We start from the raw sequence: 19,275 nt of genomic DNA on the forward strand, positions 1-19,275 counted from the left end.
TTTATAAATAAAAATATCTACTAATATTTAAGTTATGATAATAAATAAAAAAGGACCTATAATCTTTTAAGATTTTAAGTCCTTTTTTATTATTATGTTTTAATTTGTTATCATATAATAAATATTATTTTTGTATCTCTCTCTTATTTGATCTTATAGGCGTTCTAATTAACTGATGTTTTAGGGCTTCCCAATTAAATGGATATAAAGGATAAATATAAGATTGACCTGTCATTGTCTTATTTGTAGCCATCAATAATAATGTTAATAATAACCCTGCCACAAATCCCCATATACCAAATATGGATGTTAAAATAAGCATAACTATCCTACATAGCTTAATAGCAAAGCCAAGTTCAACACTTGATTGTGCAAAGCCCCCAAGGGATACTATAGCAGTATAAAGTATTGTCTCTGGTATAAACCATTCTGTCTTAATAGCAAAATCACCAAGTATCAAAGCACCTACCACTGACAATGACATGCCTAGTTGACCTGGAGTATTTAATGATGCTAATTTTAGTGAATCTACTGCAAATTCTAGAAGTAAAAACTGAATTATTATAGGGACTGCAAATCCTTTATCTGGCTCAATAAACCTAATCCAACCTGGAAGTACATTTATATATTCTAAAAGCAACAAATACAATGGTGTTAGTATTAGAGTAATTAACAATGTAAAGTTCCTAATAAATCTTAAGTAATTACCAGTTATAATTGGTTCATAGTAATCATCTGACTCTTGCATAAAATCAAAAATACTTGCTGGTAAAATTATTATATTTGGAGATGTATCTATAAGAAGTACTATCTTTCCTTCAAGAACATGAGCTGATGCCACATCTGGCCTTTGTGTTGTCTTTATTTTAGGGAATGGATTGTACCATTTTTGTTTAGTTAAGGTTTCAACCAAACTTTGATCTCCCATTACAAGAGCCCTTACATCGATACTTTCCAGTTCTTTTTTTATTAGCTCAACATTATCTGATTCCGCAAGACCATCAATATAACCAATACAAATGTCTGTCCTAGATTTATTTCCTATATTCATCATTTCGAAAACTAAATTTTCATCTCTTACTCTTCTTCTAATAAGAGCAGTATTCATTACTAATGTCTCTACAAATCCATCCTTAGAACCTCTAAGGGTTTGTTCTTTCTGAGGTTCTTCTGTACCTCTTGCTGGGTAAGTTCTAACATCTAATATAATACCTTCATCAAATCCATCAATAATTATGCCCATCGGCCCTGTCAAAACACCAGACACTATTTTATCTATATCATCTTCTTTATCCACTTCAATATGAGCTATAAAATTGTTCATAAAATCAGATATGTTTTTTAACTCGTTCATTTCTTCTTTAGATATAGATATAAACTTATTTAAAACCCTTTCAGCAACTTCATCTTTCATAAAGCCATCTACGAAAAATAAATATGCCTTTCTTCCACCTATATGTATTTCTCTAGCTACTAAGTCAAAACTCTTTTTTACCTTTAACTTTGAAATAATATGATTATAGTTTTTATTCACATCTTTAGTTAATTTAATATTAATCACCCCTTTTTACTAACTATATTTTTAACTATTATTTCTAAATATATGTCATATATATTATTTAAAATATATAAAAGTAAAAAATCTCATCCCTTATATCTCATTTCTTTGTATTTAAAAAGCCCAGTAAATTTACTGGGCTTTTTATATCTTAACTATTTCATTGAATTATATTCTTCTTCAGTTTTAGGAACTTTTATTTCTCCACTTATTATCTTTGCTGTTACTTCATCAATGTAGTCTAATACTTCTTTAGTTGCAAAACTTTCTATATTTGATGCAAGTCCTACTCCGTCTTCTTTTAATCCGTAAACTTTTTCAGCTCCACCTTTGTAGTTTCCTTCAACTAAATCTTTAGCTAAGTTGTAAGAAGCTACATTTAACTTTTTAAGTATCGAAGTTATAACATTTTCTGGTGCTAAGTCGCTTTGGTCTCTGTCTACACCTATTGCATATTTACCATTTTCTTTAGCTGCTTCTATTGATCCATTTCCAACAGCTCCTGCTGCAGTAAGTATTATATCAACATTTGCAGAGTGCATTTGTTTTGCTATAGACTTTCCTTTTGCTGCATCACTAAAAGAGTTTGCATATTGTTCACTTACTTTTATAGCTGGATCAGTATTTTCAGCTCCTGCTTTAAATCCATATTGGTATCTAACTACTGATGGTGCTGGCATACCACCTATAAACCCAATGTTTTTAGTTTCACTCATTTTAGCTGCGACAGCTCCTGCTAAGTAAGCTCCTTCTTCTTCTTTAAATACTACTGGAACTACGTTAGCTGGTATTTGCTCATACGTTTCATCTAATATTGCAAACTTTTGATCTGGATAGCTACTTGATACTTCTTGTATAGTATCTTTTAATTGATATCCTACTCCTATTATTAAGTCTACATCTTGATCTATAAATGTTTCTACATTTTGTATGTATTCTGATTCTTGTTGTGATTCTAAGTATTTCACTTCTATTCCAAACTCTTTTTTAGCTTGTTGTAAGCCTTCCCATGTTGATTGGTTAAAGCTTTGGTCATTTATGCTTCCTTCTCCAAGGACTATACCTACTGAAAGATTACTTTTTGCTTCTTCTTTTTTAGAACATCCTGCTAATAATGATGCTGATATCACCATAGCCATTGATACTGATAATAATTTTTTAAGTTTCATTCGCTTCCTCCTATATTACCATTTCTGAACTATATTTATAACTTTTGTGTTTTAGTTCGAAAACAGAATACTATTTTATAATATTTTTTATAATTTGTCTATATTTTTACTTAAATATTATTATATAAAGGTTTTTCTTAATTATTATTACCATAATCATTTTATAAATTCTCTAATATATATTATTTCTAAAATAAAAAGCCCTATTACTCTAGGACTTAATTTTTGATATTTACTTTATATAAACAAAACAAAGCTATACCTAATTCAACCAAGTTAACCTGCATGGATTTACTCTGGCCAGTTTTACACCACATGGACACATGTTCACAGTTATTAGTTAGTAAGTTAAAACTACCTTCTCCAAGTCTGCTTTTTGCCCTGTGTACAGTTTCTTCTGGAGAATAGTAAGACTTGCCTTTATATATATAGTATCTATCCGCACCAGCCAAAAATCTTTTCATATTAGTTTGTCTTATAAACATATTTCTAAGCCACATATCATCTATTTTTCCATCATAGTGAATTACACAATCATCATTAATATATATCCCATAATGCTTGTATATTTTGTGTTTTGTATAAATCACATCACCATATTTAGCCTTTTCCATATTTTGTCCCCCCAAGATACCTACTAATATTATCTATGATATTACACAGAAAAGGGTTAATATAAAAATTACCTCCCATTAATTAACTACATTTTTAAATCGCTCTTTATGACCATTTCTCAAAGGTCTTTATATATAAAAAATTCGCTTCGCTCATGTCGCCAACGACTTCGTCCGTTGCTCAAAATATTTTTTACTTACAATTAGTGCATTGGTATAATTTCGTTACATGAGTTATACACATATTGAGAACTATTGTGATTTCCTTATACGTAAAAAAGGTTACATCAAAATATTTATATTTCGATGTAACCTTTTAACTTATAATTATATAGTTGTTTCTGCGATAACAGCTTTTTCTTTTTTTGTTTCTGTAAAGTCTTCGTTGTTTAATAATCTATTTAAAACTATACCAACTATAGCTGCTAAACTTAATCCTGTTATCATAACACTATCAGTTATTGGTATACCTATTGCTATACCTTTATTTCCTAAGTATGTTGTTCCAAGACCTATTATCATTATAGTTGCTATTATTATTATGTTATTTTTATTTTCTACACAAGAGCTATCTTTTATAGTCTTAACTCCTACTAAAGATATCATTGTGAATAACATTAAGCTTATACCACCCATAACTGCTGTTGGTATACTTTGTAAGAATCCACCGAACTTACCTACACATGCAAGTAATACTGCAAGTATTGCTGTACGTCTTAATATAGAAGGGTCGTAGTTTTTAGTTATAGCAAGTACTGCTGTATTTTCTCCATAAGTAGTATTTGCTGGTCCTCCTAAAAATCCTGCTACTATAGTAGCTAAACCATCTCCAAGCAAAGTTTTATTTAATCCTGGATTTTCTATAAAGTTTTTACCTACAACTGCTCCATTTGTAGTCATATCTCCTATATGTTCCATAAATACTGCAAGAACAACTGGTGCTATCATAACTATTGCATCTAAGCTAAACTTAGGTAATGTAAAGCTTGGTGCTGCAAATAAACTTGCTTCTGTTATAGTACTTACGTCTACTATTCCCATCATTAAGCTTATACCATATCCAACAAATACTGCTATTAATATTCCAAGTTGCTTTATGAATCCTTTAGCAAATTTATTTATTAAAATTGCTAATACTAATGTTATGCCAGCTATCATAAATTGATTAGATGCCATATCGAATGCTGTCGGTAATAAGTTTAAACCTATAACAGCTATCATTGCTCCTGTAACTTGCGCCGGGAAATATTTCTTTATTTTATCTACTCCCACAGCTCCTACTAATAATGATAACCCTACATATAATAAACCTGCTACCATTATTCCACCTTGTGCATATGCTAAATCTCCACCGTGAGCTTCTTTAGCTGCTATTATTACTGGAATAAATGCAAAACTTGAGCCTAAGAATACTGGTACTTGACCTTTTGTACATAAGTGAAATATTAATGTTCCTATCCCTGCGCAAAATATTGCAACAGCTGGGTCAAACCCTGTTAAGATTGGAACTAATACTGTAGCTCCAAACATTGCTAATAAATGTTGTAATGATAATATAGTTTTTTTCATAAAAAAACCTCCCTCAATTTTTTAACTAGGGAGAACTCATTCTCCCTTTTTCAGTATCTCTGTACTGAATTAAAAGGCATATTATAAACCTTATACAGTTTATGTTTCTACTCTTTTATTGTTACCGAATCTTCTCCGTCAATTTCAGCTAACTTAACAGATATAATTTCATGTCTTGACGTAGGTACATTTTTTCCTACATAGTCAGCTCTAACAGGAAGTTCTCTGTGTCCTCTATCTACTATAACTGCAAGTTGTATAGACTTAGGCCTACCAACATCCATTATAGCATCTAATGCAGATCTAACTGTTCTTCCAGTGTATAAAACATCATCTACTAATATTACTATTTTGTCATTAATATTAAAATCTATATTAGATCCGTTTATAACAGGATCCACGTCTACTTTCTTTAAATCATCTCTATAAAGTGTAATATCAACTTCACCAGTATTTACCTTAGTGCCTTCTATCTGCTCTATCTTGTTAGATATTCTCTGAGCTATTGGTACACCTCTAGTTTTTATTCCAACTAGTACTATATCTTCTACACCTTTGTTTTTTTCTATTATTTCATGACTTATTCTTGTTATGGCTCTTCCTATTGCTTTTTCATCCATTAATTGGGCCTTTTCTATCATGACTGACCTCCTAATTTTAATATGTTATTATGTTTCAATATAAAAAGCTTCTTATCAAAAGACAAGAAGCTGAGAATTGCATACTAAGTATAAATAGCGTCTCACTTATGCCTTTTGATATCTCTGTATCATTTAAAGGTATATTACACTTTCTAAACCTATTATATATTCTTAAATAAGATTTTGCAAGTTATTTAATTTTATTAACAATATCTACAAAATACTTCGGCAACTCTGAATTAAACTCTACATACTCATTAGTTGTAGGATGTATGAATCCTAATTTTCTAGCATGTAGTGTTTGTCCATTAGTTTTAAATTTATTATTTTTAGGTCCATATAAAGGGTCTCCTAATAAAGGATGATTAATAGACAGTGCATGTACTCTTATTTGATGAGTTCTACCAGTCTCTAAAGTAGCTTTCATATGTGTAAAGTTTTCATATCTTTCTATAACTTCAAAATGAGTTATAGCTTCTTTTCCGCCATTTACTACTGCCATCTTTAATCTATCCTTAGGATTTCTTCCTATTGGTTTATTTACCGTTATTTTGTCTTCTTTAACTACTCCATGACATATAAATTCATATTCTCTAGTTATAGAGTGATCCTTTAATTGTTCTGCTAAAGAATTATGTGCATTGTTATTTTTTGCAATCATTAAAAGCCCTGAAGTGTCCTTGTCAATTCTATGAACTATACCAGGTCTAATTACTCCATTTATTGATGATAAATTATCTTTACAGTGGTATAAAATAGCATTCACTAATGTTCCTTCATAATTTCCTGGTGCAGGATGTACTACCATGTCTTGAGGCTTATTTACTATTAATAAATCTCCATCTTCATATACTATATCTATAGGTATATCCTGTGGTGTTACCTCTAAAAGTTTAGGGGCTGGTATTTCAATGCTTATCTTATCATCTTCCTTAACTAAATATTTAGCTTTTTCTACTTTATTATTAACCTTTACTTTATTTTCCTTTATTATCTTTTGGATATAGCTTCTAGACATATCTCCAAGTTGTGCTGATAAATATACATCTAGTCTATCTCCTTCTTCTTCATCTATTACTAAAAACTCTTTTATTTCGTCCATTCTTTCACCTACTCTTTGTCTTCAAAAAACAATATATATACACATAAAAGTATTGTACCTACTACTACAAATACATCCGCTATATTAAATACATATTGCCAAATAAATCTAAAATCAAAGTAATCAACTACAAATCCTAGCCTTACTCTGTCTATTGCATTTCCTACTGCTCCAGCTATTATTAGTATAATAGCACTTTTTCCTAAAAGATTAACATTTTTCTTATATAGATAGTATAACCCAAATATAGAAGCTACTACAGCAACAATTACAAATATCCATTGTTGATTTTGTAACATTCCAAAAGCTGCTCCTCTATTTTCTACATATGTAAGATGAAACACATTTTCTATAACTGGTATAGAACCTATTTCTTGTAAAGAATTTAATGCCCAAACTTTAGATAATTGATCTATTCCTATTAAAAGAGCAATAATTGCCGCATATATATATATCAATATCTTTTCCTCCTAAAAATATATTCATATACTCATTATACAAAAAAAAGCTTCCAAATTGGAAGCTAATTTGATTAAAAGAAATTTTTAAATTACTGTTGTTGAGTTTCTTTATCTTCTCCTAAATGATCAATTAATTCAGATATAGTTACAAACTTATATCCTTTTGCTTGTAGCTGTGGTATAAACACATCTAAAGCTTGTATAGTTTGAGATTTAGAATTTCTAACGCTATTATAATCATGAAGGAGTATAATACTACCATTTTGTATCTTGCTTACTATTGTGTTGCATATATAGTAAACTCCTGGGTTAGACCAATCTCTTGGGTCAAGGTTAGACCATAATATTATATTCATGTCTTTGTCTTTTGCAATACTGCACATATTTTTGCTTATAGCTCTATATGGTGGCCTAAATATTTTTGGCTCTTCCCCTATTGTTTGTTTTACTATTTCTTGCGTTTGAATTATTTCCTTTTCTATTTCTGCATATCCTCTTTTTGAAACATTGATATGTGTAAAAGTATGATTTCCTATTTCGTGACCCTCTTCATGCTCTCTTTTTACTATTTCAGGATTCCAGCCCACTTTTTGCCCCATTACAAAAAATGTAGCTTTAACATCATACTTTTTTAAAACATCTAGTATTTGTGGAGTAAAATCCTCGTCGGGCCCATCATCAAAAGTTAAAGCTATAAGCTTCTCATCATTTCTACCTCTTTTGATTATTATGCTTTCATAATCGTTTACTACATCACTTTTAATGTTTGTTACTTCTTTTGTTTCTTCACTCCTAATATTATAAGTGTATATACCTAAAACAAATAACATTATAGCAGGTAGTATATACAGTATTTTTTTCATAATAGCACCTTCTCCTGAAAGTTTAGTTTTTATCTTCTATTTTTTCCTGTCTTATTTAAGTTAGTTAGCTTTTCTAAATCCTCAGAGTAAAAATTGCATCCTTCATTAACAAAGTTAAGATCCATTTGTTGATTTTCATTAGGTAAATTATCATGTTCTTTAGCACAGTGAGAACATAATCCAGTCTCTGGTAATATATCTAGTCTGTCCTCATCAATTTGATTTTTACATATGTCACATACACCATAAGTTCCATTTTCAATTTTTGTAAGAGCAGACTCTACTTGACCTAACTTTCCTTTTTCATGAGTAGTTAAACTATTTTGCATATCTTGCATAAATACATCTGTACCTATATCACCTATATGATTATCATAACTTGATAACTCTCCTGAAGCATATCTTTCACTAGTGTGATGAGTAGTGTTTCCAAATAAAGTATTATCTTGCATTTCTGAGATAAGATTTGTTAATTTACTCTTCTCTTCTTGAAGTTGTTTTTTGTATTTGTTTAAATCCATAATATACACCTACCTATTTCTATATTTGTCTACAATGTCTACTAATTCTGCTATGTATTTACCTATAATAGGCAAGTCTACCCAGCTAGCTAATAAATAAAATGCTACACCTGCTAGTAAAGTAAAGCCTATAGCTTGTCCAAATCCTTTTCCTACTCCGGCTACAAAGTTGATAACAAATAATCTACGCCTACTATCAGTAAGCATCATATAATCTCTTATTCTGCTTCTTTCAATAATTAAGATTAGTCTTTCTAAATATCTTCTTATTATTCCTAAATCCTTTTCCATATCTCCTGATAAATAAAGTTCATTTATTGCTCTATCAACTTCCTTCATATCTACAGGATTTGTATCGTCATTATTAAATTTTCCGGGTATCAACTTTTGTCACATCCTTTATAAAACAATGATTACTAAATTATTATGTGGAGAAAAGTCTCTTATAATGCAAAAACAAGGTATAAATAGATTACATAATTTTATAATCTATTTATACCTTGTAAGTTATCTATTTTTTATATTTGCACCAATAATTATCATCACATTTCTTCTCTGGTTTATCTTGAACTAATGCCATTAATATTAGTTGATCTAAACTTGGATGTCCACATGGTAAACAACCTCCATCTACTAATTTTTGTAAACTGCATATTAATGATGGATGATTACATGGTAGTTGTAATTCTTTTAATAAGTTGTAAACGTGTCTTCCCAAATACATATATATTTCTCTCATATCTTGATGACTGCAACATTCACAACAGTTTTGGCAACATTTATTGCAGTTATCATGTTTTTTACAGTTATCTTTTTCAATACATTCATTATTTTTTGAGCAAGTGTCTTTAAATATATAAACATGTTCTACTACAGTTTGTTCCTTGCATTTTTTATTTTTATTGCATCCCATATATCTAGCTCCTTGTACTATATTGTAATAATGGATTTATTATCCATGATATAATATATGAAGGCAATCTAGCTTTTGACATATGAATACACATTTTTATTTTTTTACTTATATTTATATAAAAATATACAATACAAATATGTCTAGCCTCTAATATATTTCTTATTAAAAAGAAAAGAGAATCAGCTCAAAATGCCAATTCTCTTATTTTTCTATAAAAACTTTCTTTCTATTAATCCTACTTTTTTGTATACTTTTCTTAGTGTTTTTCTAGCTTGTCTTTCAGCTTTATCAGCACCCATAGCATATACTTTTTCTAAGTAATCCTTGTTATTTAATAAATCAACATATTGCTCTCTTATAGGTCTTAGAGACTCAACTATAACCTCAGCTACATCATTTTTAAAGTCTCCATACCCTTTACCTTCATACATAGCAACTATTTGCTCTACAGACTTGTTGTCTAATTGAGAGTATATGTCTAATAAGTTTTTGATTCCTGGTTGTTCGTCATCGTATCTTATTATACCTAATGAATCTGTAACACTTCTTTTTATCTTTCTTCTTATTGTATCTGAATCATCAGCTAATAATATAAATGCATTTTCATTTTCATCAGACTTACTCATTTTTTTAGTAGGTTCTTGTAAACTCATTACTCTTCCTACTTCTTTTTGTATATATGGCTCAGGTATTTTAAATGTAGGTGAATATCTATTGTTAAATCTAGCACCTAAGTCTCTAGCTAACTCTAAATGTTGCTTTTGATCTTCTCCAACTGGTACTAAGTCTGTTTGATATAAAAGTATATCAGCAGCCATTAATACTGGGTAAGTAAATAATCCTGCATTTAAGTTTGCTTCACTTTTTTGAGACTTATCCTTGAATTGAGTCATTCTGCTTAACTCACCCATGTAAGTCATTGTGTTTAATATCCACATAAGCTCTGTATGCGCACTTACATGTGATTGTATAAATATTGTATTCTTTTCTGGATCTAAACCACAAGCTAAGTATTGAGCTAATAGTTGCATAGTGTTAGCTCTTAAATCTTTAGCTTCTTGAGGCACTGTTATAGCATGTAAATCAACTACACTATAAAAACAGTCGTATTCATCTTGAAGCTTGGTCCAGTTTTGGATTGCTCCTAAATAGTTTCCTAGAGTCATTTTTCCAGATGGTTGAGCACCACTGAATATTACCTTCTTTTCACTCATTTATTTCACCCCTATATTGATTTTAACATGTTTAATACTATATCTTTAGAGTTGTGAGCTGCATCTTGAACAAACTCTTCATATGTAACATCTGCTGTTCCATCAGCCTTATCTGACATTGCTCTTATTATTACAAATGGTGTATTGTTTAAAGCACAAACTTGAGCTATAGCAGCTCCTTCCATTTCTCCACAGTAAGCTTCAAATTCATTTACTAACTCATCTTTTAATTCTTTAGAGCTTATGAATATATCTCCAGAAACCACTCTTCCTTTAACTACTTTATGAGTTTTAGTTTCTTCTACTGATGACTTGAAAGCTGCTTCTACTAGTCTTTCATCTGCAACGAAAGTTGAAGAATCCATTCTTGGTATTATACCTTTTTTGTATCCAAATACTGTTGCATCAAAGTCATGTTGTATTGCATCTGTTGATATTACTATGTCATATACATCTAATTCTGAGTGTAGAGCTCCTGCCACACCTGTATTTACTACTGCATCAACATTAAACTCACTTATTAATATTTGAGCACATAGTGCTGAGTTTACTTTACCGATTCCACATCTTACTAAAACTATTTCTTTTCCTTCTATTTGACCTTGGTAGAACTTTAGGCTAGCCTTTTCTACAGTTTCTCTAACATCCATTAGTTCAACTAATATGTCTACCTCTTCGTCCATTGCTCCTATTATACCTATTCTGTTCATATGTTCCTCCTACGTATTTAAATTTATCTTCATCTAAGCTTGGGATTTGTTTCTATAACTTTTATGATTTATTATAAGTTATTTATAGCAAGCTTAGTATTTTTGTAATTTGATTTTTTCACATTAAAAAACCGTCCTAAATAAATAGGACGGATATTTTCCGCGGTACCACCTAAATTATATACACTTATATAATAAATGTATATCTCTTAATATCTGCTATAACGTGCAGTCACGATATCAGCTATTTTAAAGTAAATTACTTTATTTCACCTAACTCCTCAAAGGTCCATTCACTAAACTTTTCTTGTTAAGTTCTCACCACTCTTAACTCTCTGTATTGAAACTATATTTAGCTACTAATCCTTATCATAGGATTATTTTATTCTTTTTTATAATAATATGTTTGGACAATAATTTTGTCAACTATATAAATAGATTTATTTTTATATTATAGATGTTATTATATTGTATTAGTATTATTATATCAAATATTTTAATAAATAAACATGTATTACATATATTTATTATTTCTATAAATACATATCATTAACTTTAATATTTGGATTTGTATATCTTCCTTTTTTGGTTGTCAACTTTCCATATTGTATAGCCTTAGTTGGACAATAATTTATACAGGCTAAACACTGACTACACTTACCATTCCAGACAGGCTTATCATCTACTTTTATACATTTATTGTTACATACTTTCTCACAAATCTTACACCCTATACAGTTGTCATTAACACTAAATTTTTTAGTACTCCTTGCATAATCATTAAATAATGGGCTTATGATATTAGTTGTAAATTTAGGTGCTCTACCCTTATCAACTTCAAAAACACCTCTATCTTTATTATCAATAGTATTTTTAATTACTTTAATTTTATTTTCTAATTCTTTAAGCTTATTTGCTTCTACTTCTTTGCTATCAACATCTCCCATAATAATATAATTATTAGGTGCTACTATTGAAAATCCGCTACTTAAATTTAATCCTACATTGTTTAATTTATTATTAAAATAATCCATAGCATTTCCTATTTCTTCTCCACAAGTAATTACTGAGCATATATAATTATTCTTATAATTATTTAGTTTTATTTTATTTATAAAATTAGTAACCATCTCAGGTGGAGCCCATGCATATACCGGGTATACAAATGTTATACTTTCATCGTCTTTTAAATCATATTCATATATATCTTTATTACTATAAGTTTCTTTAGCTATTGAAATTAATTTTTCATCATTATCCTTAATACTCTTTGCTACGTATAATGAATTTCCCGTTCCAGAAAAATAAAATATCACCTTAATCACCTCATAAATTATTATACTTAATTATAATATATATTAGGCAATCAAGGTGGTTAATGATTAGTTTATTAAATTGTTATCATTTGTGGTTTAGAGCTAGATTTATAATACCCCTACTAATATAGCTCCTTCAGATGTATATGTTCCCATTACAGAACCAACTTCACTTATTACAACCTGATCAAATTTATGTTTCTCTTCCATAATTGCTCTTACTTTTAAAGCCTTTTCTAAGCAGTTAGAATGTCCTATAGCTAATATTTTTCCACTCATGTCTGGTGATCCACTATTAACTTTTTCTAATACCTTCTTTAAGCTACCCTGTTCTCCCCTTGCTTTATCTACAGGTTTAACTAAACCATCAGTTACATGTATTATCACCTTAAAGTTTAGTGCATTTATTAACTTTCCTGCTAAAGGATTTATTCTTCCACCTTTTATAGCATTTTCAAGAGTTTCAAGAGCTCCAAAGAACACTATTTCATCTCTAAGTCTTTCTATTTCCGAAGTTATTTCATCAATAGTTTTTCCCTCTTCAATCATTTGTCCTGCTTTTATTACTAAAAGCCCTGCTCCTACAGAACCACTAGTAGAGTCTAATACTCTTATATCTTTTTCTCCATATTCACTTATATACATATCTTTAGCTAGTACTGCTGTAGAGTATGTTGCAGATAATTTAGACGTTAATGTTATTACTAAAACACTTTCCTCTTCACAATCAAATAAATTCATAAACCTATCTGGTGAAGGGCATGATGTTTTTGGAAGATCTTTCTCTTCTCTCATTCTTTTGTAGAATGTTTGATTATCTATTTCTACTCCACCTATAAAGCTTTCTTCTCCAAAGCTAACATTAAGACCTATTATCCCTATGTTATATTTATCTATTATATCAATTGGTAAATCGCAAGAACTATCCGTAATTAATTTTATTTTCTTCATAAATATTTACCTCATTTCTCCATTCTAAAGATGTCGGTCGCCCGACCGACTGATTATTTTAATTTAATTTTATACTGGAATGATTAAAAAGTCAATATAAATGTAATATTATAAAATGGTAGGAATTTAGCTTTATTGACAATATATTTTTACACATTTATAATAATATTGATTTATTAATGTTTCTTTGTATGGAAAGGTTGATTATATGAAACCAAATAACACAAATATGAAGCAGACTATTTTGTTAGCTGCTACAAAATTATTTACAGAAAAAGGTATAAAAAATACCAGCCTGGCTGATATTGCTAAGGCTGTTGGCATAAGCAAGGGTACTCTATATTATCATTATTCTTCAAAAGATGACTTGGTCGGTGAAATAGCTGATGCACATTTAAGCATAATAACAAGCTCAGTTCTTGACTGTGTTCAAGATGTAAGTAAGGAACATTCTAAAGAAGATATGATTAAAGCTATATTAGATAAAATTTCTAAGATTAAGGGTACAGGTAGGATACATATGTATCTCCTTTGCGAGGCTATAACAGGAAATGACTCTTTAAAAGACAGAATTATGCTAAATTACATTGAGTGGAGAAAAACACTTAAAAGTGAAATAGAAAAAACATTAAATATTACTGGCTCTTCAGATGCACTATCATTCTTACTTGTATCTATAGTTGATGGTCTTGTAGTCCAAAGCTTATTAAAAACAGAAGAAATACCATTTGAAGATATTGCAGAATTTTTAATTAATCACTGGGCTTAATTTACAAAAAAAACTGTCTTAATCTAAGACAGTTTTTTATATGTGGTCACCTCTACCATGCTTTATTTTCTAAAAAATCACTTGCTCTATTTTCTGCATTTAGAACAATGTTATTATCATAGCCTATAAGACCTAATAGCTTAATTGCATTTCTTGTTTTTGATTTACCTTCATAAAGTTTATAATCAAATTTAACATCTGTATCTGTTATAACCTCTTCAAAGTGATAATTGTCAAACTTTTCTTCTAATATAGAAGTTAACTCTATATCATGTGTAGCTGAAATACATATACAGTTACTATTACCTAAAAAAGATAATACCTCGCTAGATGCAGCAATTCTTTCAACGGTGTTCGTACCTCTTAATATCTCGTCTACAAAACAAAGGCAAGGTACTTTGTCATTTATATTATCTAATATCCTCTTTAAAGATTTTATCTCAACTATATAATAACTTTCATTACTAAATATATCATCTTTAAGTGCCATAGAAGTATAAATATTAAAGTAAGGTGACTTATACTCTCTAGCCAAAGAAGTGTATATTGTCTGGGATAAGATTGCATTTATTGCTATTGATTTTATAAATGTAGATTTACCAGATGCATTTGATCCAGTTAATAAAACATTTTTATTAAAAATTGCACTATTAGCTACAGGATTTTTTATAAGAGGATGATAAATATCAACAAACTCTAAATAATTCTCTTCTTTATTTCTACTCGTTGTAAAAACTGGTTTTGTATAATAATCTAAACTTTCTCTATATGAAGCTACTCCAATTAATGCATCTATCTTTCCTACATACTCATAAATATTTTTAAAATCTTCTTTGTATTTAATTAATGTATTTTTAACTTTTTCATAATTTATTAGTTCTGTAAGAGAAATTATGTTTGTATATTCTGAAATTATATCAATGTCTGACATTATAGAATCTGAAGATGTTCTTATTGATTTCTTCTTAATACTTTGTACATTTTTTATACTCGCATCTATATCATGTAGATTATCATCAATATAGCTTAGCCCCATATTTTTTATCTTTTCTGCACTTCTAACCGTAGATATAATATAGCTAAATCCATCAGCATTATAATTTTTATTTTTATTATTTTGACTTATGTAAATATTTATGAGTATTGATAAAACTAACAATATTAGAAAGTACTTACTAATAAACATTAATAAAATACTCACTATAGGAATAGATGATAATATTCTATATTTTAGTAATTTATTATCGCTAAAATCATCTTCATTATAAAGACAATTAGATATGTAAGGTAACCTTGACTTTCCTAACTTTCCCAAAATATACTGTATCTCTTTTCTCTCTTTTTCATTTTTACTAAAGTACTCTATTAAGTTATCTGTTTTCTTCAAAGAATTCTCATCTAAAACAGGATTTCTTAATATATCATATAGTATTTCCTCTCCTGCTGTACTTTGAGTATTATTAATCTTTTTAAATACATCATCTAAATTTAAGTCATTCCATGTTATATCATCTATATAATGACTATTTTTATTATCACTATTTCTAAAGTAGTTTGATACACTATTCATTTTTGTCATTACATCATCAATATCTATTTCTTTTCCGTAATCTTCTTCTATATTTTTCTTTATATATTTAAGCTTTTTTGTATGTTCATACAATGAAAACACAGCTGATATTAAAAATATACCCATTACAGCAGCTATAAACTTCAGAATTTCTTCCATAAATATCTCCTTTTTATAAAACCAAATTTATCCTTTACTTAGTTCTTTTATTTCTGCAAGGATACTTATATACCCTTCATTATTTTTTAGTTCACTTAACTCTACTTCAATTACATTAGCTAAATTTTCATAAGTTTTATTTAATATTTCATCGGTACATATTGGTTCTCCATCAGGTAAATAGTCAAAGCACCACATTTCATTGCTATTAAATAAACAATCTTTATTAAACTTTCTTGCATCATCTAATATTTTGCTTAAACAATCTATTGCTTTTTCTATTTCTTTACTATTCATATATATTTTAGCTAACATTAAATAATTTGAATCCATGGGAATAAAACTTTTATCTTCTGCATAAAGAACTTCTTTAATTTTTATTGATAAATCTATATATTGCTTAGCTTTTTCTATATCTAAGTTTTTTTTATCAGACTCTGCTCTGTAATCACAATAAGTAGCAGCTAGTATACTACAACTAGAGTACATCTGTATAAATGAATTTAATAAATTATTTTGAAGTAATTTTCTTCCCTCTTCTATTTTACCTTGCCCTAAATAGATACTTGGTAATATTGTATTTGGATCTACTTCTGGAACATGTATTTTAAGTAAACACTTTTTTGCATTTTCTAGTTCACTTAATGATATATACTTAGAGCTTAAGTGAAACAAAGATGCTTCTCTTAAATCAATGTTGTCACTATTCTCTATAATATCATTAAGTATTTCTATACTTCTAATGTTTATATTTAGTGCCTTTTTCTTGTCATTTGATAACGTAATATACATATCGTATACATGTATTAATTTATGTTTTAGTAAGTAACTTGACGGATATTTTCTAATACTTTCATCTGCTAATATTACAGCTTCTTCTAAATTCTCACTTGCTATTAATTCTTCACATTCTCGTAATATATTAGATATGTCATCATTAGTAATATTTACTTTATAATCCATAAGCTCATCTATTGTAACATTAAAGAAACGTGCTAACTTAGGTAATACTACAATATCTGGATAAGATGATTGATTCTCCCACTTTGATACTGCAGCTGTTGAAACACCAATATAATTTGCTAATTGCTCTTGTGTTATTTTATTTTTTCTTCTTAATGTTTGAATAACTTCTCCTATTTGCAATTTTCCCATTTTTACTCCCCTTTTATATAAAAATATATTTTATCCTCTTTGCCATTATATGTTTTAAGTATATATTAAAAGGGTATATGTAACAATGGAGTTAAAGTTAACTTATACTACTAAAAATCAACTGTTGGTTAAGTTATATTTTACATGTAACCTCTTTACACGTTTTAATTATATGCCTAAAAATTAAAAACAATTAAAAATAACCTTAGTACAATTTTTATATTGTACTAAGGCTATTTATTTTATCAAACTATACTTATTTGTATAAATTTATTACTTATATAAAGAATGCTGTTCCTGGTCCTATTGGTAATCCTACTAGCGCCCAGATTATAGCAAATATAGTCCATCCGAATAAGAAAGCCATAGATATTGGCATCATTGTTGATATTAAGTTACCAACACCAAAATCTTTCTTATACTTTTGTCCAAATACTACTATAACACCTAGGTAGTTCATTAATGGTGATATTACGTTAGTAGCAGAGTCACCTATTCTGTATATTAATTGTACCCCTGCTGGCGTAAATCCTGCTACCATTAATATTGGTACGAATATAGGTGCAAGTAATCCCCACTTAGATGAAGCTCCACCCATAAATAAGTTTACGAATGCAGTTAAGAATATAAATGCAACCATTAATACCATAGTCCAGAATTGGCTATCTGTAGGTATCATAGAAACTAGCTCAGCTCCTAAAGATGCAACTAATACACCTAAATGAGAGTCGTTAAAGTAATTTAAGAATTGAGCTACGAAGAATAATATAACTATTATCGGAGCCATATCAGCCATAGCTTTAACCATTGCAGGTACTATATCTTGAGATTTCTTAAACTTCCCTGATTTAAATCCGTATAAAAGCCCACTAGCTCCAAATATTACGAACATTAACATGATTATCATGTCACCTTTGAAGAATAAAGTATCTAAGAATTTATCAACAGTAGTTAATGCTAATCTTCCATCTTCTCCAACACTTGTTATACCAACTGTAGATGATAAATCTCCAACTATAGGTATAGTGTTATTTTTATCTATAGGTAATACTGTTAATACTATTAACCCTATTATTATTAACATTATCTTATTTGTGAATTTGAATGCAGATACTTCTTGAGCAGAAGGTTCATGATCTGGTTCTACATTGGCTTCACTCTTGTTGTATTGACCTAATCTTGGTTCAACATACTTGTCTATAACTAAAGTACCTAATATCATTATTACAGCAGTAGATGCCATCATAAAGAATAAGTTACTAGTTACTGATAATCCACCAGCTAAAGCTGTTCCTGCAAGAACGTCCCCTGTTTCTGCTGCTGCTTGTGTGAATGGTAATAATAAAGCGTCTGTTGAAGACACGAATAAGTTTGCACTAAATCCTCCAGAAACCCCCGCAAAGCCTGCTGCAAGTCCTGCTAAAGGATGTCTACCTAATGTATAATACATTAAAGCTGCAAGTGGTATTAAAACAACGTATCCTGCATCTGAAGCTAAGTTTGACATAACCCCTAAGAATATAACAACTGGTGTTACAAGCTTCATTGGAGTAGCCTTAACTATACTCTTCATTGACATTGTTAAGTATCCACTTTGTTCCATTAATCCTATTGCTAACATTATTATTAATATTGTACCTATTGCGTACATATTCATAAAGTTAGCTATACCTGTACCTATGATGTATGATAGTCCGTTTGAATATGTTTCCGATACAACTGCACCACCAGCCCCTACTTTTAATACTTCTATTGGCTTTTGTCCTAATAAGTTGTTAATTGGGAATTCTCCAAGTGGCGTTTTTGCAACTACACCAAAACTTCCTAGTACTGCAGACGCTATTAATACAAATATTGATATATATATGAACATTAGTACTGGGTGAGGTAACTTATTTCCAAGTTTCTCGATTGCGTCCATGAATCCGCCAGATTTCTTTTGATCTTTTTTCTTCATGCTTAAATCCATTTTTTACTCCTCCTTTTGTATATTTAATTATTATGCCTATAAAATATT

The 19,275-nt window shown here is 29.2% G+C and carries 19 protein-coding genes and 1 other annotated feature; of the genes, 1 reads left to right on the plus strand and 18 read right to left on the minus strand.

Features of this window, described 5'->3' with window-relative positions; all coding sequences use genetic code 11:
• Nucleotides 1–124: 124 nt before the first annotated feature.
• The 15 genes from ACI48P_RS04660 to ACI48P_RS04730 form a co-directional block, all read right to left on the minus strand.
• Nucleotides 125–1,561: a spore germination protein gene (locus ACI48P_RS04660; protein ID WP_475213939.1), complete on the minus strand. Its 1,437-nt coding sequence runs from the start codon at nt 1,559–1,561 to the stop codon at nt 125–127.
• 152 nt (nt 1,562–1,713) lie between these two features.
• Nucleotides 1,714–2,727 carry a BMP family lipoprotein gene (locus ACI48P_RS04665; protein ID WP_475213941.1) on the minus strand — a complete coding sequence of 338 codons (1,014 nt, stop codon included), beginning with the start codon at nt 2,725–2,727 and terminating at the stop codon, nt 1,714–1,716.
• Between the two features lie 218 nt (nt 2,728–2,945).
• Complete coding sequence (locus ACI48P_RS04670; protein WP_475213943.1) at nt 2,946–3,341, minus strand: lecithin retinol acyltransferase family protein; 396 nt, start codon at nt 3,339–3,341, stop codon at nt 2,946–2,948.
• 327 nt (nt 3,342–3,668) lie between these two features.
• The gene (locus tag ACI48P_RS04675; protein WP_475213945.1) at nt 3,669–4,910 is read right to left on the minus strand and encodes a uracil-xanthine permease family protein; all 1,242 of its coding nucleotides are present in this window, start codon (nt 4,908–4,910) and stop codon (nt 3,669–3,671) included.
• A gap of 107 nt (nt 4,911–5,017) precedes the next feature.
• Entirely contained in the window at nt 5,018–5,551 is a 534-nt protein-coding gene (gene pyrR / locus ACI48P_RS04680) for a bifunctional pyr operon transcriptional regulator/uracil phosphoribosyltransferase PyrR (RefSeq protein WP_475213947.1), read from the minus strand.
• 190 nt (nt 5,552–5,741) lie between these two features.
• Complete coding sequence (locus tag ACI48P_RS04685) at nt 5,742–6,653, minus strand: RluA family pseudouridine synthase (RefSeq protein ID WP_475213948.1); 912 nt, start codon at nt 6,651–6,653, stop codon at nt 5,742–5,744.
• Between the two features lie 8 nt (nt 6,654–6,661).
• Nucleotides 6,662–7,102 (minus strand): signal peptidase II, encoded by a 441-nt coding sequence (gene lspA / locus ACI48P_RS04690; RefSeq protein ID WP_475214154.1) that lies wholly within the window; start codon nt 7,100–7,102, stop codon nt 6,662–6,664.
• Nucleotides 7,103–7,203: 101 nt separating this feature from the next.
• Nucleotides 7,204–7,977: a polysaccharide deacetylase family protein gene (locus ACI48P_RS04695; RefSeq protein WP_475213950.1), complete on the minus strand. Its 774-nt coding sequence runs from the start codon at nt 7,975–7,977 to the stop codon at nt 7,204–7,206.
• A gap of 29 nt (nt 7,978–8,006) precedes the next feature.
• Nucleotides 8,007–8,498 carry a TraR/DksA C4-type zinc finger protein gene (locus tag ACI48P_RS04700; protein WP_475213952.1) on the minus strand — a complete coding sequence of 164 codons (492 nt, stop codon included), beginning with the start codon at nt 8,496–8,498 and terminating at the stop codon, nt 8,007–8,009.
• 9 nt (nt 8,499–8,507) lie between these two features.
• Nucleotides 8,508–8,882, minus strand: a complete 375-nt coding sequence (locus ACI48P_RS04705) for a DUF5665 domain-containing protein (RefSeq protein WP_475213954.1) — start codon at nt 8,880–8,882, stop codon at nt 8,508–8,510.
• 127 nt (nt 8,883–9,009) lie between these two features.
• Nucleotides 9,010–9,411 carry a hypothetical protein gene (locus ACI48P_RS04710; protein ID WP_475213956.1) on the minus strand — a complete coding sequence of 134 codons (402 nt, stop codon included), beginning with the start codon at nt 9,409–9,411 and terminating at the stop codon, nt 9,010–9,012.
• A gap of 212 nt (nt 9,412–9,623) precedes the next feature.
• Nucleotides 9,624–10,628: a tryptophan--tRNA ligase gene (gene trpS / locus ACI48P_RS04715; protein ID WP_475213958.1), complete on the minus strand. Its 1,005-nt coding sequence runs from the start codon at nt 10,626–10,628 to the stop codon at nt 9,624–9,626.
• A gap of 11 nt (nt 10,629–10,639) precedes the next feature.
• Nucleotides 10,640–11,338 (minus strand): 5'-methylthioadenosine/adenosylhomocysteine nucleosidase, encoded by a 699-nt coding sequence (locus ACI48P_RS04720; RefSeq protein WP_475213960.1) that lies wholly within the window; start codon nt 11,336–11,338, stop codon nt 10,640–10,642.
• A gap of 142 nt (nt 11,339–11,480) precedes the next feature.
• Nucleotides 11,481–11,720, minus strand: a binding site (T-box leader).
• Nucleotides 11,721–11,871: 151 nt separating this feature from the next.
• Entirely contained in the window at nt 11,872–12,654 is a 783-nt protein-coding gene (locus ACI48P_RS04725; RefSeq protein WP_475213962.1) for an EFR1 family ferrodoxin, read from the minus strand.
• Nucleotides 12,655–12,762: 108 nt separating this feature from the next.
• Nucleotides 12,763–13,605 carry a DegV family protein gene (locus tag ACI48P_RS04730; RefSeq protein ID WP_475213964.1) on the minus strand — a complete coding sequence of 281 codons (843 nt, stop codon included), beginning with the start codon at nt 13,603–13,605 and terminating at the stop codon, nt 12,763–12,765.
• Between the two features lie 208 nt (nt 13,606–13,813).
• On the opposite strand from ACI48P_RS04730, the gene ACI48P_RS04735 reads away from it, so the two are divergent.
• A complete protein-coding gene (locus ACI48P_RS04735) occupies nt 13,814–14,374 on the plus strand; it encodes a TetR/AcrR family transcriptional regulator (RefSeq protein WP_475213966.1) in 561 nt (186 codons plus the stop codon).
• Between the two features lie 52 nt (nt 14,375–14,426).
• Here the strand turns inward: ACI48P_RS04735 and ACI48P_RS04740 are convergent, their stop codons facing one another.
• The 3 genes from ACI48P_RS04740 to ACI48P_RS04750 form a co-directional block, all read right to left on the minus strand.
• Nucleotides 14,427–16,103, minus strand: a complete 1,677-nt coding sequence (locus ACI48P_RS04740) for a MutS-related protein (RefSeq protein WP_475213968.1) — start codon at nt 16,101–16,103, stop codon at nt 14,427–14,429.
• Between the two features lie 27 nt (nt 16,104–16,130).
• Nucleotides 16,131–17,258, minus strand: a complete 1,128-nt coding sequence (locus ACI48P_RS04745; RefSeq protein WP_475213970.1) for a helix-turn-helix domain-containing protein — start codon at nt 17,256–17,258, stop codon at nt 16,131–16,133.
• A 277-nt stretch (nt 17,259–17,535) separates the two neighbouring features.
• The gene (locus ACI48P_RS04750) at nt 17,536–19,227 is read right to left on the minus strand and encodes an AbgT family transporter (RefSeq protein WP_475213973.1); all 1,692 of its coding nucleotides are present in this window, start codon (nt 19,225–19,227) and stop codon (nt 17,536–17,538) included.
• Nucleotides 19,228–19,275 lie beyond the last annotated feature (48 nt).

Source organism: Romboutsia sp. LXY-2, from assembly GCF_056171995.1.